This window comes from Stenotrophomonas sp. 96582_Sma (assembly GCF_056480905.1).
Map to the genome: position 1 here is coordinate 3,488,080 of NZ_CM151122.1, position 20,415 is coordinate 3,508,494.

Annotated in this window: 15 protein-coding genes; 8 read left to right on the forward strand and 7 right to left on the reverse strand. The window is 65.6% G+C overall.

The genetic code is table 11. The features are described 5' to 3' along the window. Nucleotides 1-12 precede the first annotated feature (12 nt). From ACZK2R_RS16405 to ACZK2R_RS16430, 6 genes are all read left to right on the forward strand, one after another. Nucleotides 13-2,040, forward strand: coding sequence for an alpha/beta hydrolase family protein (locus ACZK2R_RS16405; protein ID WP_049398711.1), 2,028 nt, complete (start codon nt 13-15; stop codon nt 2,038-2,040). A 186-nt stretch (nt 2,041-2,226) separates the two neighbouring features. Then, a complete protein-coding gene (locus tag ACZK2R_RS16410) occupies nt 2,227-5,079 on the forward strand; it encodes a TonB-dependent receptor domain-containing protein (RefSeq protein ID WP_125893993.1) in 2,853 nt (950 codons plus the stop codon). A 190-nt stretch (nt 5,080-5,269) separates the two neighbouring features. Next, nucleotides 5,270-7,372 (forward strand): M13 family metallopeptidase, encoded by a 2,103-nt coding sequence (locus ACZK2R_RS16415; protein ID WP_180836618.1) that lies wholly within the window; start codon nt 5,270-5,272, stop codon nt 7,370-7,372. Nucleotides 7,373-7,680: 308 nt separating this feature from the next. After that, nucleotides 7,681-9,687: a M13 family metallopeptidase gene (locus ACZK2R_RS16420; protein WP_049460715.1), complete on the forward strand. Its 2,007-nt coding sequence runs from the start codon at nt 7,681-7,683 to the stop codon at nt 9,685-9,687. Between the two features lie 126 nt (nt 9,688-9,813). After that, the gene (locus tag ACZK2R_RS16425) at nt 9,814-10,308 is read left to right on the forward strand and encodes a VOC family protein (RefSeq protein WP_093999806.1); all 495 of its coding nucleotides are present in this window, start codon (nt 9,814-9,816) and stop codon (nt 10,306-10,308) included. 77 nt (nt 10,309-10,385) lie between these two features. Further along, nucleotides 10,386-11,969 carry a phytoene desaturase family protein gene (locus ACZK2R_RS16430; protein ID WP_180836617.1) on the forward strand — a complete coding sequence of 528 codons (1,584 nt, stop codon included), beginning with the start codon at nt 10,386-10,388 and terminating at the stop codon, nt 11,967-11,969. 140 nt (nt 11,970-12,109) lie between these two features. On the opposite strand, the gene ACZK2R_RS16435 is transcribed toward ACZK2R_RS16430, so the two are convergent. The 7 genes from ACZK2R_RS16435 to ACZK2R_RS16465 all read right to left on the reverse strand — a co-directional run bounded on the left by ACZK2R_RS16435 (nt 12,110) and on the right by ACZK2R_RS16465 (nt 18,757). Then, entirely contained in the window at nt 12,110-12,784 is a 675-nt protein-coding gene (locus ACZK2R_RS16435; RefSeq protein WP_032128229.1) for a rhomboid family intramembrane serine protease, read from the reverse strand. 93 nt (nt 12,785-12,877) lie between these two features. Continuing rightward, nucleotides 12,878-13,306 carry an MGMT family protein gene (locus ACZK2R_RS16440; protein WP_428993065.1) on the reverse strand — a complete coding sequence of 143 codons (429 nt, stop codon included), beginning with the start codon at nt 13,304-13,306 and terminating at the stop codon, nt 12,878-12,880. After that, on the reverse strand, nt 13,213-14,133 hold the full coding sequence (locus ACZK2R_RS16445; protein WP_180836616.1) for a DMT family transporter: 921 nt from the start codon (nt 14,131-14,133) through the stop codon (nt 13,213-13,215). Before ACZK2R_RS16445 ends, ACZK2R_RS16440 begins: the two co-directional genes overlap by 94 nt. A gap of 188 nt (nt 14,134-14,321) precedes the next feature. After that, nucleotides 14,322-15,680 (reverse strand): glutathione-disulfide reductase, encoded by a 1,359-nt coding sequence (gene gorA / locus ACZK2R_RS16450; protein ID WP_180836615.1) that lies wholly within the window; start codon nt 15,678-15,680, stop codon nt 14,322-14,324. Next, the gene (locus ACZK2R_RS16455) at nt 15,677-16,927 is read right to left on the reverse strand and encodes an NAD(P)/FAD-dependent oxidoreductase (RefSeq protein WP_180836614.1); all 1,251 of its coding nucleotides are present in this window, start codon (nt 16,925-16,927) and stop codon (nt 15,677-15,679) included. Before ACZK2R_RS16455 ends, gorA begins: the two co-directional genes overlap by 4 nt. A gap of 3 nt (nt 16,928-16,930) precedes the next feature. Then, entirely contained in the window at nt 16,931-18,175 is a 1,245-nt protein-coding gene (locus tag ACZK2R_RS16460; RefSeq protein ID WP_180836613.1) for a DUF418 domain-containing protein, read from the reverse strand. 99 nt (nt 18,176-18,274) lie between these two features. Then, a complete protein-coding gene (locus tag ACZK2R_RS16465) occupies nt 18,275-18,757 on the reverse strand; it encodes an FKBP-type peptidyl-prolyl cis-trans isomerase (RefSeq protein ID WP_049398704.1) in 483 nt (160 codons plus the stop codon). 73 nt (nt 18,758-18,830) lie between these two features. Between ACZK2R_RS16465 and ACZK2R_RS16470 the strand changes: the two genes are divergently transcribed. After that, entirely contained in the window at nt 18,831-19,409 is a 579-nt protein-coding gene (locus ACZK2R_RS16470) for a C40 family peptidase (protein WP_065428014.1), read from the forward strand. Nucleotides 19,410-19,540: 131 nt separating this feature from the next. After that, nucleotides 19,541-20,314 carry a C40 family peptidase gene (locus tag ACZK2R_RS16475; RefSeq protein ID WP_005414115.1) on the forward strand — a complete coding sequence of 258 codons (774 nt, stop codon included), beginning with the start codon at nt 19,541-19,543 and terminating at the stop codon, nt 20,312-20,314. Nucleotides 20,315-20,415: the final 101 nt, after the last annotated feature.

Sequence of the window (20,415 nt, forward strand, 5' to 3'; positions counted from 1 at the left end):
ACCCTGCCGACCATGGAACTGCGCTTGTCCCCCGCCCGCCTTGGCGCCGCCGCACTGGCGGCGCTGTGCATTGCCCCTGCCCTCGCAAGCCCTCTGCCAGCCGAGGATTTCGCCAAGATCCCCACCATCCAGTCGGTCACCATGAGCGCCGACGGCAAGCAGCTGGTCGCGATCGTCGCCGCGCCCGGCAGCGACAACAGCGATACCGCCCTGGCCAACTGGAACCTGGATAACCTCGGCGCCGGTCCGGTCGCCATCACGCCATCCGGTGACCGGATGAAGTTCATCGCGGCAAGCGCACTGAAGGCGGGACGCAACCTCGTCATCGGACGCCAGGAATGGACAGGCAAACTCGGCGGCTGCGGTGAAGGCAACAGTACGGGAGCCACCAAGACCTTCCTGACCAAGGCCTACCTCACCGACGCTACCCAGACCAAGTTCGACGAGGCTTTCGCCAACAACACCCGCACGCTCGGGGTCAGCCCCGAGACCCTTCGCTGCCTCGAACTTGCGGGTACCGCCTCGCTCGTCCATGGGCTGCCGCTGGATGCAGACAGGGTCATCATCAGCCAGCTCAATGAGGCCACGCTGCAGGCCAACTACTATCGCTTCAACCTGCGCACGGGCCAGACCGAACTGCTGTTCAAGGGCAGCTCCCGCACGTCACCCGGCCTGTTCCATCCCCGAACAGGTGAAGTCCTTACCCAGACCCAGGTCGAATCCGCCGGCTCCGACGATTTCGAACAACGCATTCTGATCAAGAACAGCGCCGGCCAGTTCGAAGTGCACGCCCCCCTGACCACCCGACTGAGCGAACGCTATACGGTGGAAGTCGTCGGCATAGACGATGACAGCGGCAAGCTGTACGTGCTGACCGACCAGTTCTCCGATCTGGTGCAGGCGCGACTGTACGATCCTGCCAAAAAGGAGTTCGACAAGGAGCCTCTGGCCGCCCATCCGTCCTTCTCGATCAGTTCACTGATCCTGGGCACGCGCAAGAGCAACTTCAACCAGGTCCTCGGCTTCTATATCGACGGTCCGCAGCGACAGGCCGTGTACGTGGATCCGCAGATGAAGGCCCTGCAGGAGGGCCTGCAGAAAGCCTATCCCGGCCTGAGCATCTACATCACCGGCTACAACGACGACCTTTCGCGCGTCCTGTTCACCACGGAAAGCAACCGCAACCCGAAGAGCTACTTCATCCTGGCCGATCGCAAGGATGTCGTGCCACTCGGCAATGAGCGCCCCTGGGTGGACAGCAAACAGATTGGCGAACAACGCTGGGTGACCTACACCGCACGCGATGGGCTGCAGATTCCAGCGATTCTGGATCTCCCGCCGGGCTGGAAGCAGGGCGACGGCCCGCTGCCGGCACTCGTTCATCCGCACGGCGGGCCGTGGGCGCGCGACTACACTGGCTGGGATGCATCAGGCTGGGTACCGTTCTTCACTTCGCGCGGCTACGCCGTGTTGCGCCCTCAGTACCGCGGCAGCGCCGGCCTTGGCCGCAAGCTCTGGCTGGCAGGTGACGCCGAGTGGGGCCAGAAGATGCAGGACGACAAGGATGACGGCGCCGCCTGGCTGGTCTCACAGGGCATCGCCGCCAAGGACCGGATCGCGATCTTCGGCTATTCCTACGGTGGTTTCGCGGCTGCCGCTGCAACGGTCCGAAGCCCATCGCCCTACCAGTGCGCCATCGCGGGTGCCCCGGTCACTGATCTTGGCCGACTGGGCACCTCCTGGAGCCAGAACCGCCTGCAACGCATTCTGCAGGGGCGCACGGTGAAGGGCATGGACCCGATGCAGAACACCGCGAAGGCCACGATTCCTCTGCTGACCTTCGTCGGCGACCGTGACGTACGCACGCCGTCCTTCCATGCGAGGAACTTCTACAACGGCGTACAGGGCAAGGTGCCGGCCCGGTTCGAACTGATCCCCGACATGCCGCACAGCATGCCCTGGTACCCCGTGCACTTCCGGACGACATTGACGCTCATGGCCGACTACCTGAGCAAGGATTGCGGCCCCGGCGGCCTCTGATCCCTCCCCGGGCACCCTCGCTTTCACCAAGCCCCTGCCGGCCAGGCAGGGGCTTTTTCATGCCCCAAATACTGAATTTCCCCATAACAACAGCAAGTTAAGAGATTTTAATATTCATGTTGCATTTACTTTACGCGACTCATACACTCCATTAACCGAAGCATAACAAGTGGGGATCAAAACGAAATGCGCAACGCCAACCGCCAATCAAAGCCAAGCCGCGTCCCGTTGACTCTTGCTGTGCTGGCCTGCCTGCAGGTCGCACCGGCTCTGGCCCAGGAATCCACCCAGCAGGAAGCAAAGGCGTCAAGCAGCTCAAGCGCTTCCACCCGCGCAACCGATCTTGACAAGGTTACGGTCACCGGCTCCCTGATCCGCCGTGCGGACTACGAGACCACTTCGCCGGTGTTCACGATCAACGCCGAAACCAATGCGAAGCAGGGCCAGGTCAACGTGGCCGAGTTCCTGCAGAAGTCGGCCATCGGTTCGGCCGAAACCCAGATCACCCACCAGTTCGGCGGCTTCGTCGTGGACGGCGGCACCGGCGTACAGACCGTGTCGCTTCGCGGCCTGGGCGCCAACCGCACCCTGGTGCTGCTCGATGGCCAGCGCCCCGGCCCGGCCGGTACCCGTGGCGCCGTCGGCGCCTTCGACCTGAACGTCATTCCCACCGCCATCCTGCAGCGTGCCGAGATCGTGAAGGACGGTTCGTCCTCGATCTATGGTTCCGACGCGGTGGCCGGTGTGGTCAACCTGATCACCAAGAAGAACATCGAGCGCCCGGAGCTGACCGTCACCGGTCGCGTGCCGACCGAGGGTGGCGGCGAAGTGTTCTCGGCGTCGCTGGCCAATGGCTGGAACTTCGAAAAGGGCAGCGTCGTGGCTGCCGTCGAGTGGTACAAGCACTATGAGCTGACCCGCGGCGACCGCGACTATCTGAAGTGCGGCAACGACCTGATCAAGGACGCGGACGGCAACCGCATCGATCGCGAAGATCGCTCGGTCAACGCCGGCACCCCGCTGGCCGGCTGCAACAACATGCTTCACAACGTGGTCGACATCGGCAGCACCCGCTATGTGCCGTCGGGTGATGGCACCACTGTCGGCCCGCTGCCGGGCTACCGCCCGCGCAAGACCCAGACCTATGCGCGTGGCCAGGCCTTCTACGATGAGCCGTTGAACTTCGCCCGTTGGGGCGAGGGCCAGATCATCAACCAGCAGGAACGCAAGACGGTCTACCTGGCAACCGATTTCGGCTTCGATTCGGTCAACTGGAAGACGCAGTTCCTGTTCAACCGCCGCGAAACCGAAACGTTCGCCTGGCGCCAGTTCTTCCCGTACGCATACCTGCCGGGCACCCGCATCGAAGCCAATCCGGTGATGCTGTTCAAGTCGCAACAGGATGTGACGGTCGACTACTTCTATGCCGCCACCAAGCTTGACGGCCTGTTCAAGGGCACCGACACCTGGGCATGGGAAGTCAATGCGAACTTCAGCCACTCCAAGGGCAAGTACGGTAACCTCGCCATCCAGGCCTCCAAGAGCGGCGACCTGGACTACACCGATGCTCCTCCGGCGGTGAACTACTTCGATCCGGAGTACCTCAGCGGCCGCAAGGTCGATGAACTGGTCGACAAGCTGGGCGTCTGGGACTGGGGCAAGACCATCTACAAGCAGGCCACCATCAACGCCGTCGTCAGCGGCGACCTGTTCGAGATGCCGGCGGGTGCGGTCGGTTTTGCGGGCGGCCTGGAATACCGCTACTACTCGATCAACGACCAGCCGGGCGAATTGTCGCGCGCCGGTGACATCTGGGGCTCGTCCTCGGCTGATGTGACCAAGGGCAACGACAAGGTCAAGGAAGCCTTCGTCGAGCTGGACGTTCCGCTGCTGAAGGGCCTGCCTGCGGTGGAGTCGCTGAGCCTGAACGCCTCCGGCCGTGTATTCAAGTACGACACGGTGTCCGGTTCGGACAACGTCTGGAAGGTCGGCCTGAACTGGCAGATCATCCCATCGGTGCGTCTGCGTGGCTCGATCGGCACTTCCTACCGTGCTCCGGGCCTGTATGAGCTGTACCTGGGCAACCAGACCGGCTTCTTCCAGCAGGCAAACGATCCGTGCGTCCGCTGGGGTGAAAGCTCCAACAGCGCCTATCAGACCAACTGCGCAGCCGCAGGCATTCCCGCCGATTATGCGGGCGGCGGCTCGAGCGGTACCTCGTACGCCACCGGCGGTGGCAGTGGCCTGATTCCCGAAACCTCGCGTGCGAAGACTGCGGGTATCGTGTTCACTCCGACCTTCGCCAACCTCAGCGTGGCCATCGACTACTTCGACTATGAAGTGAAGGATGAAATCGCCCAGCTCGGCAGCACCAACATCATGCGCGGCTGCTACGGCGGCACGGTGTACCCGAACAGCTACTGCGACCTGCTGAAGCGCAACCCGGCTACCGGCAACCAGCCGTATGCGGTGACCGAGATCCAGAACAAGTACATCAACATCAACAAGCAGCGCACCCGTGGTTACGACCTGACCGCCAACTTCGATCACGACTTCTCGTTCGGCAAGTTCTCGGCCGAGACCCAGGTCACCTACACGATCGAAGACACCCAGGAAGTGTTCTCCAGTGCGGCTGCAAGCGGCCTGGAATCCTCGGAACTGCTGGGCGACATCGGCCGTCCCAAAGTCGTGGGCAATCTGGCATTGAGCCTGACCCGTGGCGACTGGTCGTTCAACTGGCTGACCACCTATATCCACAAGACCGAAGACATCGACCTGAACCCGGTGTACACCTATCAGGGCCGTCCGAACTCCTACCGTGACATCGTTGCCGATTCGCGCACGTACCACACCGCTTCGGTCAGCTACGCGCAGGCCGACTGGGAAATCCTGGTGGGTGTCAGCAACATCTTCAACAAGACCCCGCCGTTGATCTCCACCGGCGTCAGCGATGCCCGCTACGGCAACATCCCGGCATTCGCAACCCAGTACGACCTGTACGGCCGCACCCCGTTCGTGCGTCTGAAGTACAAGTTCTGATCCACGCCTGATCGCAGTACCCCGACAGACCCGGCTTTTGCCGGGTCTGTCTTTTCCGGCCCACGAAGCGGCCCCCTTGCGCCCGGCCATGACCTTCGACACCCTTGCAGGGCAGGCCGGCGGCGTATTGTTCGGCCCACGGCCGTCCCCGCGGCCCTTCCCTGACTCACTCGGCCTGGAGGCCATCAAAGTGACCCGTACTCCCAAGATCGTGCTGCTGACCCTGGCCGTTTCGGCCGCGCTGGTCGGCTGCGGCAAGAACGAAACCCCGGCCAAGGATGCCACCGCCTCCACGCCGGCTGCGGCCGAAGCCACCAACTACACGCTGGACGAGAGCAAGCTGCCGGCCTACAACGCCTTCCAGCCCAGCGATCTGGATGCGAGCAAGGACGCCTGTGGCGCCTTCGGCGACTACGTCAACAGCAAGTGGCTGGCCGCCAATGAAATTCCGGGCGACCGCACCAGCTGGGGCGCGTTCACCATCCTCGACGAGCGTTCGGTAGCCGTGCAGCACCAGTTGGCTGAACAGGTCGCGCAGGTCAAGAACCCGAACCATATCGAGAAGATCGTCGGCGACCTGTGGGCCACCGGCATGGACGAAGCCAAGATCAATGCCCAGGGCATCGAGCCGCTGAAGGCCGACCTGACCGCGATCGACGGCCTGCAGGACAAGGCGGCCATCGCCGACTACCTGCGCAGCAGCGCGGCCAAGGGTGACAACGTCCTGTTCGGCTTCGGCGCCGAAGCCGACTTCAAGAACTCGGCCGTCAACCTGGCCTACGCCAGCCAGGGCGGCCTGGGCCTGCCGGACAGCACCTACTACACCGATGCCAAGAACGCCGACAAGCTGAAGGCCTACCAGGCACACGTCGCCAAGGTGCTGGAGCTGTCCGGCGTCGCCGCTGCCGACGCTGCCAAGCAGGCCGAGGACCTGGTCAAGTTCGAGACCCGCCTGGCCAAGGCCTCCAAGTCGCGCGTCGAGCTGTCGCGCAACGTCGAGCTGTACTACAACCCGGTCACCCTGGCTGACGCCGACAAGCTGACCCCGAACTTCAGCTGGACCGAGTTCTTCAAGTCGCAGGGCGTAGCCGCGCCGGAGAAGTTCTCGCTGGCCATGCCGGCCTTCCATGAGGAAGTGAGCAAGGCGCTGGGCGATACCGATCCGTCGGTGTGGCGCGCCTACCTGCGCTTCCACACCGTGGACAGCGCCTCGCCCTACCTGGCCGATGCCTTCGTTCAGGAGAACTACGAGTTCTACGGCAAGACCCTCAACGGCCAGAAGGAACAGAAGCCGCGCTGGAAGCGCGTGCTGGGCACCATCGAGAACGACGCCGGTGAAGCCTTCGGCCAGCTGTACGTGAAGGTTGCCTTCTCGCCGGAAGCCAAGGCGAAGATGGAAGAGCTGGTGAAGAACCTGGCCGCTTCGCTGAAGGAACGCATCCAGGGCCTGAGCTGGATGAGCGATGAAACCAAGGCCAAGGCCATCGCCAAGTGGGAAACCTTCACTCCGAAGATCGGTTACCCGGACAAGTGGCGTGACTGGGCGGGCCTGCAGACCCAGCGCGACAGCTACCTGGGCAATGTGCGCGCGGCCAGTGAGTTCAACTACAAGTTCAACCTGTCCAAGATCGGCAAGCCGGTGGACAAGACCGAGTGGGGCATGACCCCGCAGACGGTCAACGCTTACTACAACCCGCTGCAGAACGAGATCGTGTTCCCGGCCGCCATCCTGCAGCCGCCGTTCTTCGATCCGAAGGCCGACGACGCACTGAACTATGGCGGCATCGGTGCGGTGATCGGCCACGAAATGACCCACGGTTACGACGACCAGGGTGCACGCTTCGGGCCGACCGGCAACATGGAAGACTGGTGGACCGCCGCTGACAAGAAGAACTTCGAAGGCTTGACCGGCAAGCTGGTCAAGCAGTTCGACCAGTACAAGGTCGACGGCCAGGCCGTGAACGGTCACCTGACCCTGGGCGAGAACATCGCCGACCTGGGCGGCCTGGCTACCGCCTACGACGCCCTGCAGAAGGCCTCCGCCGGCAAGGAAGATGCAAAGGTCGATGGATTCACCCGCGACCAGCGCTTCTTCTTCAACTGGGCCACCGTGTGGCGCACCAAGTACACCCCGGAAAACGCCAAGGTCCGCCTGGCCACTGACCCGCACGCGCCGGCGCAGTTCCGAGCCATGGGTGCGCCGTCGAACCTGCCGACCTTTGCTGCGGCCTTCCAGTGCAAGGCCGGTTCGCCGATGGCCCGCGCCGGCGAGCAGCAGGTGGTGATCTGGTAAGCCCTGGCTGATGCCAAGGTAGACCTGCAGAGGCCCGGGAATTCCCGGGCCTTTGTTTTTTGCCGCGCCCGTCATCCACGCATGGCGTGGATCTACTGCGCCTGTGCAGGCCCACGCCATTGGCAGATGCCGACCTTGGTCGGCGCACGGCACGGCGGAGCCACCGTGATGCGTGCATGCGGTGTCGATGCCACACACCCGGTAGCGCCGGGCCATGCCCGGCGGATGCGCCGTGATGCGTGCATGCCGCGCCCATGCGCGGCTTGCTATAGTGCGCGCGCCCTCAATCCATCACGGATTCGTTCCACATGCCCAATTTCCGTCCGCTTGCCATCGCCCTGGGCATCAGCCTGGCGACTCTGGTCCCGACCCACGATGCGTTCGCCGCCAAGAAAAAGGCCGCGCGTGCCCCGGCTGTCAGTGCCCAGTGCAGCGACTTCTACGACGCCACCAATGCAGGCTGGCTGAAGGCCAACCCGGTGCCGCAGACCGGCGCCACCACCGCGCTGGGCCAGCTGGTCGACCGCAGCCGCCAGCAGCAGCGTGAACTGCTCGACGCAGCGATGAAGGCGCCGCAGGGCAACGTGCAGAAGCTGCTGGGTGACTTCTGGGCCAGTGGCCTGGACGAAGCGGCCGTGGAAGCAGACGGCTCCAACCCGATCGCCCCGCTGCTGACCCGCATCAACGCCATCAAGAAGGCCAAGGATGTGCCGGCCTCGATCGCCGCACTGCACCAGGTCGGCATCCCGGTGGCATTCAACTTCGGCCCCGACGTCGATCTGAAAGCGCTGGACCGTCACATCGGCTACTTCATGCAGGGCGGCATGGGCCTGCCGGATCCGGCGTTCTATACCCGTACCGACGCCGACACCGTGGCGCTGATGGGCCGCTACCGCAACTACGTCAAGCAGATCCTGGCACTGACCGGCACGCCGGCGGCCAAGCTGGATGCCGAGTCGCAGGCGGTGATCGCGCTGGAAACCGAGCTGGCACGCAATGCGCAGTCGCTGGCCGGCATCAACAACCCGTTCAACAACTACGCGCCGATCTCCACCAAGGAGCTCAACAGCCGCTACCGCAACCTGCAGCTGGATGCCTTCCTGAAGGCACAGGGCGTGGATGACGACCTGGTCTCGCTGGCCGACCCGGGCCTGTTCAAGCAGCTCGACGGCATGGTCACCAAGCTCAAGCCGGACCAGTGGAAGGCCTACCTGCGCTGGCGCGTGGGCGACTCGATGGCGCCGTACCTGTCCAAGGCCTACCGCGACGCCGAGTTCGAATTCCGCGGCCGCGTGCTGCGTGGCGAAACCCTGCCGCCGCAGCGCTGGGAAGACGTGCTGGAGGCGATCAACGTAGCCGCTGGCCCGATGGTCGGTCGCGAATACGCTGCCCGTTACCTGTCCGCCGAAGATCGTCGCCAGGCGGCGTGGATCGTCGACAAGGTGCGCGAAGTGCAGATCGAAGCGGTCAAGAACAGCAGCTGGATGAGCACCGAAGCCAAGGCCGAAGCGCAGGCCAAGCTGGCTGCGCTGAAGATCGAGATCGGCACCCCGCTGCGCGACCTCGACTACAGCGTGCAGCCGATGGGCCGCGGTTCGTTCGGTGGCAACATGCTGATTGCTTCGACCTGGCGCCATCGCGAGGAAATGAAGCGCATCGGCAAGGGCAACGCCGACCGTCGCTGGGACGTGCTGCCGCAGCAGCCGTCGCTGGCCTACGATCTGGCCCAGAACCGCCTGATCGTCACCGCCGCGATCCTGCAGGGCCCGGTGTTCAACGCCAAGGCCGACGCTGCCGACAAGTTCGGCAGCTTCGGTGGCCTGGTCGGCCATGAGCTGACCCGCGCGATCGATGCCAAGGGCGCGCTGGTCGACGCCAAGGGCGAGCTGCGCAGCTGGTGGACCCCGGCCGACAAGACCGCCTGGACCCTGCTCGGTAACCGCGTGGCCGCGCAGTACAGCGCCTACGACTTCCCGGGCGTGAAGGGTGCCAAGGTCAACGGCACGCTCACCCAGGAGGAGAACCTGGCCGACATCGCCGGTCTGGAACTGGCCTGGGCGGCGTATGTCGCGCAGGAGCCGAAGGCCAAGCAGGCCCAGCAGCAGGGCTTCTTCCGCGCCTGGTCTGCGCTGTGGGCGCAGCAGCTGGCGCCGAACGAGGCCGTACGTCGCCTGACCGCCGACATCCGTGCACCGGGCCTGTGGCGCAGCAACGGCACGCTGGCCAACCTGCCGGCCTTCGGCGCCACCTTCAGCTGCAAGGCCGGCCAGCCGATGCAGCGCAGTGAAGCCGAGCAGATCAAGGTCTGGCGCTGATCCAGCTGCCACACGGGTAACGCAGAGGGCGCCTTCGGGCGCCCTCCTTTTTTGCAGGTGCAGCACGATCCCGGATTAACACCGCGCATGCTATCGCTGCGGCTTCGTCCAACGTGGAGCCCCAACATGGCACACAAGAACACGATCTGTGTCTGGTATGACAACGGCGCACTCGAGGCCGCCACCTTCTACGCCAGTATCCTGCCCGACAGCGCGGTGACCGCCGTGCATCACGCCCCCGGTGACTATCCGGACGGCAAGGAAGGCAACGTACTGACCGTCGAATTCACGGTCTGCGGCATCCCCTGCGTCGGCCTCAACGGCGGCACCGCGTTCAAGCACAGCGAAGCGTTCTCGTTCCAGATCCAGACCGAGGACCAGGCCGAGACCGACCGCCTGTGGAATGCGATCGTCGGCAACGGTGGCCAGGAGAGCCAATGCGGCTGGTGCAAGGACCGCTGGGGCATCTCCTGGCAGATCAGCCCGCGCATGCTGATCGAAGCGGTGACCAGCAAGGACAAGGCATTGGCCAAGCGCGCCTTCAACGCGATGATGCCGATGAAGAAGATCGACATCGCCACCATCGAAGCAGCGATCAAAAAAGGGGACGGAGGGGATTAAGTCGTTTTTTCCCCATTGCCGGTGCCCCCATGCGAATTGCGACTTAATCCCCTCCGTCCCCTTTTTCCGAGGTGCAGATGACCTGGGATGCGATCATCGTTGGTGGTGGCCACAACGGCCTGGTCTGCGCGGCCTATCTGGCGCGTGCCGGAAAGAAGGTGCTGGTGCTGGAACGTCGCGGCGTTCTTGGCGGCGCTGCGGTCACCGAGGAATTCCATCCCGGCTTCCGCAATTCAGTCGCCTCGTACACGGTCTCGCTGCTGCAGCCGAAGGTGATCGACGACCTGCAGCTGCATGCGCATGGGCTGCGCATCGTCGCGCGCCCGGCCAACAACTTCCTGCCATTGCCCGACGACCGCTATCTGTTGTCGGCACCTGGCCGCACTCAGGCCGAAGTGGCGAAGTTCTCCGAGCGGGATGCGCAGCGCTTGCCCGCGTACGAGGCACGCCTGGAAATCTTCGCCGACGTACTGCGCGCATGGGCTCTGCGCGCGCCGCCCGACCTGGGTGTAGCAGGCGGTTGGCGTGCGCTGCCCGCACTATGGCAGATGGGGAAACTCGGCCGCGAACTGGCGGCGCTGGATGCGCCACTGCGGCAGGAACTGCTGGACCTGTTCACGCTGTCGGCGGCGGAGTACCTGGACCGTTGGTTCGAGAGCGAGCCGATCAAGGCGCTGTTCGGCTTTGATGGCATCGTCGGCAACTACGCAAGCCCGTATACAGCGGGCAGTGCCTACGTACTGCTGCACCACGTATTCGGCCAGTGCAATGGCGTAAAGGGTGCGTGGGGCCACGCGATCGGCGGCATGGGCGCGATCAGCCAGGCCATCGCCAGCGCGGCGCGCGAGGCCGGGGCCGAACTGCGCGTGGATGCCGGTGTGCAACAGGTACTGACCGAACAAGGCCGCGTCGTGGGGGTGGAACTGGCCAACGGCGAAACCCTGCGTGCACGCGCGGTGGTGGCCAACGTCAATCCGAAGCTGCTGTACGAACAGCTGCTGGAGCCGACGCAGGTACCCGCTGCCACACGCGAACGCATGGCGAACTGGCGCTGCGGTTCCGGCACCTTCCGGATGAACGTGGCGCTGTCGCGGTTGCCGGACTTCCGTGCCCTGCCCGGCCCCGGCGATCACCTCAGCGCCGGCATCATCATGGCCCCCAGCCTGGACTACATGGACCGCGCCTGGCTGGATGCGCGCCGCGAAGGCTGGTCGCGCGAACCGATAGTAGAGATGCTGATTCCGAGCACGCTGGATGATTCACTGGCGCCGCGCGGGCAGCATGTGGCCAGCCTGTTCTGCCAGCACGTGGCGCCGGTACTGCCCGACGGGCGTAACTGGGATGATCACCGCGAGATTGTGGCGGACCTGATGATTGCCACCGTCGAACGGTATGCGCCCGGCTTTGCCGGCAGCGTGCTCGGTCGGCAGGTGCTGTCGCCGCTGGATCTGGAACGCACCTTCGGCCTGGTCGGCGGCGACATTTTCCACGGTGCGCTCAGTGCCAACCAGTTGTTCTCGGCACGGCCGATGGTCGGCCAAGCCGGCTATCGCGGTGCCCTGCCCGGCCTGTACCTGTGCGGTTCGGGCACCCATCCCGGCGGTGGCGTCACCGGTGCGCCCGGGCACAATGCCGCGCAGGTGGTGTTGCAGGATGGGTAGAGGTGTGCCGACCAACGGTCGGCACCTACCGCGTCAAATGATCCCATTCAAAGCGTGCCAACCAAGGTTGGCACCTACCCGCGTGGGACAAGGCGTGCCGACCAACGGTCGGCACCTACAGCGTCAAATGATCCTTCGGATCATTTGACGCTGCGCAGATGGTTCGGGCGCTTCGGTGGGCCGGGCGGGCGGCGCTTGTTGAACGGCGATTGCCCGCGCCAGTAGCGGATCAGCAACCAGCCGAACAGCATGCCGCCGAGGTGTGCGAAGTGGGCCACGCCCGGCTGCCAGCCGGTCATGCCCAGCACCAGCTCGCCCACGCCGAACAGGATCACGAAGGTACGCGCCTTCATTGGGATCGGCGGGAACAGCAGCATCACCCGCTGGTTGGGGAACAGCATCCCGTAGGCCAGCAGCAGGCCGAACACGCCACCGGAAGCGCCCAGCACCGTGGCCGGGTTTTCCAGCAGCGTACCCACCAGCAGCTGGCAGACACCGGCACCGGCCACGCACACCAGGTAATACAGCAGGAAGCGCTTCTCGCCCCAGGTCTGCTCCAGCGGCGCGCCGAACATGAAGACCGCCAGCATGTTGAAGAACAGATGGCCGAAGCTGCCGTGCAGGAAGCCGTAGGTCAGCAGCTGCCAAGGCTGGAAGTTGCCGCCCGGCGAGAATGCGTCGAAGCCCTGCTGCAGGGGTTGCAGCATGAACGGCTCGAAGGTCTGCATGCCGAGCAGGAACGGCTGCTGCAGCAGGAACAGGATCGCGTTGGCGATCAGCAGGGCCTTGGTGACGGTTGGCAGTCGCGGGAACATGGGAGCACCGGCATGGAACGGCCTCCATCATAGCCGCAGCACCGTGTCTTGTTGGCGACCGGCAGGCGCGGCCTGTTCAGTCGCCAGCGTTGCTCAGCCCGGACCCCACACAGCGGCATCCAGTGCTGCCGCCGGATCAGCCGCCGGCATCCGCACCCGGCCGTTCTCCACCCGCACGCCCTCGGCGCGCAACCGCTGTGACTGCTCGCGCCAGCCGGCCGACCCTTCCTCCATGGCAATGCGCCCATCCGAGCGCAACACGCGGTGCCAAGGCAGGTCCGGGTCGTCGTTCTGGCCCAGGATGCGCGCGGTCAGGCGTGCACGCCCGGGCAGGCCCGCGCGCATCGCCACCTGCCCATAGCCCATCACCTGCCCCGCCGGGATCGCGCGGATCACCGCCAGGATGCGCGCACGCGCCTGCTCCGGCGTCAGCGCCGCAGGCGGGTTACCAGCAGAACGCCGATCAGCACCAGCACGGTGCCGGCGATCTGCGCCGGCCCCATCGGTTCGTCGAGCAGCCATAGGCTCATCACGATGGTGGAAACAGGGCCCAGCATACCGACCTGCGCGGCCAGCGACGAACCCACGCGCTGCACCGCCAGCATGATCGCCAGCACTGGCAGCACCGTGCACACGGTGGCATTGACCAGCGACAACCACTGCACCGGCGCCGGTGCCTGCCACAACAACGGCAGCGGATGGGTCACCGCGAAATGCAGCAGCACCAGCACGCTGGCCACGCAGCTGGCGTAAGCGGTCAGCCGCACCGCTCCGATACGCGCGACCACCTGCCCGCTGCCGAACAGGTACAGCGCATAGCTGAGCGCACTGCCCAGCACCAGCAGGCTGCCAACGATGATCTGCCCACCCTCGCGCTGCAGGTCATGGCCGAACGCCAGCAGCACGCCCAGATAACTCAGCACCAGCGCGCCGATCTGCCATCGGCCCGGCCGCTGGCGCGCCAGCAGCACGTTGATCAGCAGCACCAGGGTCGGGTTCAAGTACAGGATCAATCGTTCCAGGGTCACGCTGATGTACTGCAGGCCCTGGAAGTCGAGCAGGCTGGACAGGTAGTAGCCGGTGAAACCCAGCCACAGCACACGGGCTCGGTCGGCCCAGGACAGTGGTTCGGCCCGACGCGCGGCCCACAGCGCCATCAAAACGAACAGCGGCAGCGCCATCTGCATGCGCAGGGCAAGCAGCGTGGTGGCATCCACGCCGTGACGCAGGCCGAGCTTGACGATGATCGCCTTGCCGGAAGCAGCGATGGCGCCGATCGCTGCCAGGCCGATACCCCCCAGCGCAATGCGTGGGGAGGCGGTGGCGATACGGGAAGCGGGATTGGACATCAGGACGACGGCGGGCCGCTCGGAGCGGCCCGGGAAAGCGTGGGGGCGCCCATTGTCGCACGGGGGCGTCCGGTGCCCGCCTTGTAGAGGCTAGCCATGCTCGACTGTCTTTCCACCGCAGTCGAGCATGGCTCGACTCTACAAAGAGCGACGGCCGAGCATGGGCTCGGCTCTGCAGCAACCGCAGGTCAGCGCATCAGCACCACTTCCTCGGCCGAGGTCGGGTGGATCGCCACGGTGTCATCGAACTGGGCCTTGGTCGCGCCCATCTTCACCGCCACCGCGAAACCCTGCAGGATCTCGTCGGCCGCTTCGCCCAGCAGGTGGATACCTACCACGCGTTCTTCCGGGCCGGCGCAGACCATTTTGAACAGGCTGCGCTGGGTACCGTTGGCCAGCGCCTGCAGCATCGGTCGGAAACGGCTGTGGTAAACGCTCACCTGGTCGAAACGCGCGCGCGCTTCTTCCTCGCTCATGCCCACCGCACCCAGCGGCGGGTGCGAGAACACCACGCTGGCCACGTTCTCGTAATCCATCTTCGACTGCGGGCGGCCACCGAACAGGCGATCCATCAACCGTCGCGAAGCAGCCACCGCCACCGGGGTCAGGCCGACCTTGCCGGCGATGTCACCCACCGCGTGCACGCTCGGCACGCTGGTGGTCTGCCATTCGTCCACCTGCACCTGCTGGTGTTCGCCAATGCCGATGCCGAGCGCTTCCAGGCCCATATCACGACTGTTGCCGCGGCGGCCGGTGGCGAAGAACACCGCGTCGAACACGCTGTCGAGCGGGCCGTCATGGCCGAACGCACGTACGCGTTCGCCATCGCGCTGCAGTTCGCGCAGGCGATAGCCGAAATGGATGCGCACGCCCTGCTGCTTCAGGTTCTCGGCCAGCTGATCAGTCAGCTCGTAATCGAAGCGATCCAGCAGCCGCTGGCCACGCACCAGCAGGCTCACCTTGCTGCCCAGTGCCTGCAGCAGGCCGGCCAGCTCCACCGCGATGTAGCCACCGCCGATGATCGCCACCTCGGCCGGCGCCGCACGCAGGTCGAAGAAATCATCGGAGACCAGGCCCAGTTCCGCGCCGGGGATATCAGGACGCAGCGGGTGCGCGCCGGTGGCGATCAGGATGTGCTCGGCGCTGTAACGCACGCCATCACTGCAGGCCACGGTATGCGCATCGAGCAGATGGCCGCGCGCCGGAATGCGCACCACGCCGGTCTCATCCAGGCGTTTGTGGTAGCTGGTGTGGATGTTGCTGATGTAGGCCTGGCGATGGATCACCAGTTCCTTCCACGACAGCGCCGGGCGCGCTTCAACATCGAAGCCCATCGCACTGGCCAGGCCGATGCGCTCGTGCAGGTCGGCCGCCAGCCACATCGCCTTCTTCGGCACGCAGCCAACATTGACGCAGGTCCCGCCCAGCTCACCGGGCTCCAGCATGGCCACGCGCTTGCCGTGCTGCGCGGCGCGGATCGCGCCGGCCAGGCCGGCGGAGCCGCCGCCAAGGACGATCAGGTCGTAATCATAGGATGCAGTGCTCATCGGAATCGCTCGGGTCGGTAAGGGGCAGGATCGATCGCTGGCGTGCGGCCGCAGACGAGATCGGCGATCAGCTGGCCGGTGCCGGCGCTCATGCTGATGCCGAGCATGCCATGCCCCGCTGCAAGCCAGACGTGAGGATGCGCGGGCGCGCGGCCGATCAACGGCACGTCGTCCACGCTCATGGGGCGCCACCCGCACCACTGCTCCTGCAGCTGCGCACCGCGCGGCGCGCGCAGGTAGTGGTCGGCGGCCTCCTGCAGGGCCTGCAGGCGGCGCGTGCGCAGCTGCGGGTCGGCGCCGGCGAACTCCATGGTGCCGCCCAGGCGCAGCGCGTCGCGCCAGGCAATCACGAACACGGAATGGTCCTTCAGCACCACCGGGCGCTGCGGCACCTGCACCGGTCGCGACCAGGTCAGCGAGTAACCTTTGCCGGGCTGGATCGGTACGCGCAGATCCAGCTGCCGTGCCCAGCGCGGCGACCACGGCCCGGTGGCCAGCACCAGCTCGCGTGCGTGCAGCGTGCGTTCGCCGACGTGCACGCGCACACCCTGCGCGTGGGCGCTGAAATCCTGCACGTCCGAGTGCTCTTCGATCACCACGCCCTGTGCACGCAGCACGCGCGCCAGTTCGGCGGTGTAGCGGTCCGGACGCAGCTGCGCATCGCCGGGGAAGTGGATCGCGCCGGCAATGCGATCATGGAAAGCTGGATTGTCGCGCGCATAGTCGGCGCCATCGATGCGCGCCGTGGCGATGCCCTGCGCGTTCAGTGCCTCACACTCAGCGGCGTGGCGATCGAAATTGCGGGCATCGCCAAACACGTAGTCCAGACCGTGGGTATCGAATTCGCAGTCCAGCGCATGCACCTGCACCCACTGTGCCAGGCGCAGCCGGGAATCATTCAGCAGCGCAGCGCGGGCGCGCGTGGCCTGCAGCCAGTCGCGGGCATTGCAGCGTGCGCTGAACTGCAGCAGCCAGCGCCACAATGCAGGGTCCAGTCGCATACGCACGTACAACGGCGCACGCGGATCGAGCATCCAGCGCAGCGCGCGCAACGGTACGCCAGGCGCTGGCAGCGGCGGCGCGTGGCTGGGGGTGATGGTGCCGCAGTTGCCATGCGAGGTCGCGCCGCCGACACGCCCATGGTCGATCACGCGTACCTGCCGGCCCTGTGCGCGCAGCGCGAGCGCGACGGCCAGTCCAATGGCACCGGCGCCGACCACGATCACATCCTCGCGCGCGCCCTGCATCGATCAGCCCTGCCCGGCCCCGCGCCGCATCGGCGGCCACTGCCGGTAGGTCATCGCACGCCACAGCCATTCCATCGGCCCGAAACGGAAGCGGCGCAACCACGCGTGCGAAATGCCCACCTGCACAGCGAACAGCAGTAGTGCGAACAGCAGCTGCACGCTGCGCGGCATCACCTCGAACCATCCCAGTCCGTAGTGATAGAAAAGCAGCGTGCAGACCAGCGACTGCGCCAGGTAATGGGTCAGCGCCATGCGCCCCACCGGCGCCAGCCAGGCCAGCCGCGTGCGCCAGTGCACGATCCACGCCAGATAGCCCAGGCACATCGGCAGGCCGCCTATGGTCACCAGGCCCATCGCCGCCGTCACTGGAAGGTTGTAGGCGCCCGGTGCCAGGTAGGGTTTCCAGGCAACGCCGATCAACGTGACCAGCAAGCCCAGCGGCAACGCGACCCAGCGCAGCGACGCGTACAGCCGCGGGAAGCGCTCCGGCGCCGCCAGCGCGCCACTGCCGGCGAACCAGCTGCCGATCAGGAACATGCCCAGCACTTCCGGGCCGGTGATCAGCAGCGCCCCCATCGACGTACCGAACTCATTCAGGCGCTGCACATTGGCCTGCGCCCAGCTGCCCTGCCCGTACACCTGCCGCTGCAGCTCAATGCTCCGCTGCGCCTCGGCAAGCATGCCCTGCACATCTTCGGCCGAAGCCATCGACACCATCGCGCCGACCAGCAGCATCATCGCCACACCGCCGAGGTAGACCATCAGCCCCATCCACGGCAGCCAGCTGCGTGGCGCCTCGCGGCAGGCCAGCAGCGGCAACGAGATCAGTGCATACATCACCAGAATGTCGCCGGACCAGACCAGCAGTGCATGGCACAGACCGATCAGCAGCAAGCCAGCGCTGCGGCGCAGGTAGAACGGGGTGAAGTCGCGCCCGGCGGCCTCAGCGCGCTGCGCCATCACCGCGAAGCCTGCACCGAACAGCAACGAGAACAGGGTGAAGAACTTGCCCTGCACGAACACGTAGACAAAGGCATCGGCCCAGTAGTCGATGCCCTGCCAATGCACGTCGATGCCGGTGAACGCCAGGTCCAGCGGCCCGCTGAAGGCCTCGATGTTCATCAGCAGGATGCCCAGCAGCGCAGCACCGCGCAGCACGTCAAGCACGGCGATGCGTTCGCCGGAAGCCACCGGCTGCAGGGAAGGAGAAGCGGCGTTCACAGGGCGTCCGTCGGGCAGGTCCGCCATTATGCCGCCGGCCTGCGCGCCATGGATGGCCGCGCCGTGTTCCACAAACGCAACGGCCCGCCGAAGCGGGCCGTTGCTGCCATCACGATCGCGCTGCGATCAGTGCTGGTGACCGCCGTCGCCGTGGACGTGGCCGTGGTCGATTTCTTCCTTGCCGGCTTCGCGCACATCGACGATTTCCACGTCGAAGTGCAGGTCCTTGCCGGCCATCGGATGGTTCAGGTCGACGTCGACGACGCTCATGCCGACCTTCTGCACGGTCACCGCACGCGGGCCGAAGTTGGTCTGCAGCACGACCTGCTGGCCCGGAGCCAGCTTGGTGTTGCCGAAGTGCTTCTTCGGCACGCGCTGGGACAGGCCCTCACGACGCTCGCCGTAGGCATCGGCAGCGTTGACGTCGACGCTGAAGGTCGCGCCGGCTTCCTTGTCCATCATGGCGTTTTCCAGGCCCGGGATGATGTTGCCGTGGCCGATCAGGATCGCCAGCGGCTCGCCGCGGTCCTTGGACGATTCGATCGGCTCCTGGCCGACTTCGGAAACGGTGTAGTGGAAGCGGACAACGCGGTCTTTTTCGATCTTCATGCGCAACTCTGTCTGGATCTGCCGGAGGCAGGCGGGTTGGGGCGGGTTGTCGCCCGGCGGGGACGCCGCCATCATGACGGCCAATCCTAAGGTGGCGCATTATCCGGAGATCATGCACATCACGCCAGTTTCGTCCGGCCTGCGCCGGCTCCTCGCCCCGGCCCTGCTGCTGGCCCTGCCCGTGCTGATGACCGCCTGCGGCGGCGGCAAGGCCACCCGACCCGCGCCGCCCCCGCCGACCGCGAACTGGCCGAAGACCGTGCCGGACAATCCCGAGGCGGCCAACTCGGTGCTGATGCGCGCCATCAGCCTGGTCGGCACCCCCTATCGCTATGGCGGCAATACCCCCGACTCCGGCTTCGACTGCAGCGGCCTGGTGGCCTACGTCTACCGCGAGATGCTGGACCTGAAACTGCCGCGCACCTCGCGCGACCTGGCGGCGGTACAGGGCCCGAAGATCGACCCGCAGCGCCTGGCCACCGGCGACCTGGTGTTCTTCGGCAGCCGCGGCAGCGTCACCCATGTCGGCATTTATGTGGGTGAAGGGCGCTTCGTGCACGCGCCGAGCACCGGTGGCACGGTCCGGCTGGACTCGCTCAGCGGTCCGTACTGGAAGGACCACTACACCGGGGCGAAACGTGTCCTTCGCTAAAATGAACAGGCGATATGTTCAAAACTGTGACGTTCATCACCACGAAACTAACGGTTTGCTAACGGAATTTTTAACTTATTGCCGCTTTTACAGGGCATGATGCCCCATCGTTTTTTTCCTGTGACCGACGCGTGACGACTGACGACCTGAAAAGCGAAGGCCAGACTTCCGTATCTTCACGTAGTGCCCGCCCGCTGTTGCTTGGCCTGGCACTGTGCCTGACCAGCCTCCCGGCCTGGTCGCAGACTGCTCCGAACCGTTCCGATGTGACCCCGGCCCCGGTGGCCGAGAGCACCGCCCGACCGGCCGCCAAGGCCGAGGCTGCCGCTCCGCAGCGCAGCCGCGTCGATGCCGCCGCCAGCGCCACGCTGGCCGCCCTGCTGCCGCACCTGGCTGCCAACGACACCATTCCGCTGATGGACCGCTCGGCCGTGGTGGCCGGTGATCTCAGCCGCCTGCTCGCCAACTACGACACCAGCAGCGCCGCCAATGGCAGCGTTGTCGGTACCGCGGCCGACAACGGCAAGGTGCAGTCGCTGCTGCGCCGCGCGATGACCCTGCTGGGCACCCCGTACCGTTGGGGTGGCAGCAACCCGGACAGCGGTTTCGACTGCAGCGGCCTGGTCGGTTACGTGTTCCGCTCGGCCCTGGGTATCGAGCTGCCGCGCGTCTCCCGCGAAATGGCGCACGATGACAACGCCGAACTGATCAACGACCGCACCGCACTGGCTGCCGGTGACCTGGTGTTCTTCGGCCGCAAGGGCCGCGTCGACCACGTCGGCATCTATGTTGGCGATGGCCGCTTCCTGCACGCACCGAGCTCCGGCAAGGACGTCCGCGTGGACACCCTGCTCAGCGGCTACTGGGGCAACAAGTTCATGCAGGCCCGCCGGGTCGATCTCTGATCTGACCGGTTGGCGCTACCGCGCCGCCTCACAAGAGAAAGCCGCTGCCCTGCAGCGGCTTTTTTGTTTGCGCCCCCACTGGGTGCCGACCTTGGCCGGCA

Excerpts from the sequence above, each read along its gene's own strand:
- ACZK2R_RS16440 (WP_428993065.1), bottom strand. The coding sequence starts at position 13,306 with ATGGCTGCTCGACGAACCGATGGGGCCGGCGCAGATCGCCGGCACCGT.
- ACZK2R_RS16425 (WP_093999806.1), top strand. The coding sequence starts at position 9,814 with ATGGCACACAAGAACACGATCTGTGTCTGGTATGACAACGGCGCACTC.
- ACZK2R_RS16470 (WP_065428014.1), top strand. The coding sequence starts at position 18,831 with ATGACGGCCAATCCTAAGGTGGCGCATTATCCGGAGATCATGCACATC.
- ACZK2R_RS16455 (WP_180836614.1), bottom strand. The coding sequence starts at position 16,927 with ATGCAGGGCGCGCGCGAGGATGTGATCGTGGTCGGCGCCGGTGCCATT.
- ACZK2R_RS16445 (WP_180836616.1), bottom strand. The coding sequence starts at position 14,133 with ATGTCCAATCCCGCTTCCCGTATCGCCACCGCCTCCCCACGCATTGCG.
- ACZK2R_RS16420 (WP_049460715.1), top strand. The coding sequence starts at position 7,681 with ATGCCCAATTTCCGTCCGCTTGCCATCGCCCTGGGCATCAGCCTGGCG.
- gorA (WP_180836615.1), bottom strand. The coding sequence starts at position 15,680 with ATGAGCACTGCATCCTATGATTACGACCTGATCGTCCTTGGCGGCGGC.
- ACZK2R_RS16435 (WP_032128229.1), bottom strand. The coding sequence starts at position 12,784 with ATGTTCCCGCGACTGCCAACCGTCACCAAGGCCCTGCTGATCGCCAAC.
- ACZK2R_RS16465 (WP_049398704.1), bottom strand. The coding sequence starts at position 18,757 with ATGAAGATCGAAAAAGACCGCGTTGTCCGCTTCCACTACACCGTTTCC.
- ACZK2R_RS16405 (WP_049398711.1), top strand. The coding sequence starts at position 13 with ATGGAACTGCGCTTGTCCCCCGCCCGCCTTGGCGCCGCCGCACTGGCG.
- ACZK2R_RS16460 (WP_180836613.1), bottom strand. The coding sequence starts at position 18,175 with ATGGCGGACCTGCCCGACGGACGCCCTGTGAACGCCGCTTCTCCTTCC.
- ACZK2R_RS16410 (WP_125893993.1), top strand. The coding sequence starts at position 2,227 with ATGCGCAACGCCAACCGCCAATCAAAGCCAAGCCGCGTCCCGTTGACT.
- ACZK2R_RS16430 (WP_180836617.1), top strand. The coding sequence starts at position 10,386 with ATGACCTGGGATGCGATCATCGTTGGTGGTGGCCACAACGGCCTGGTC.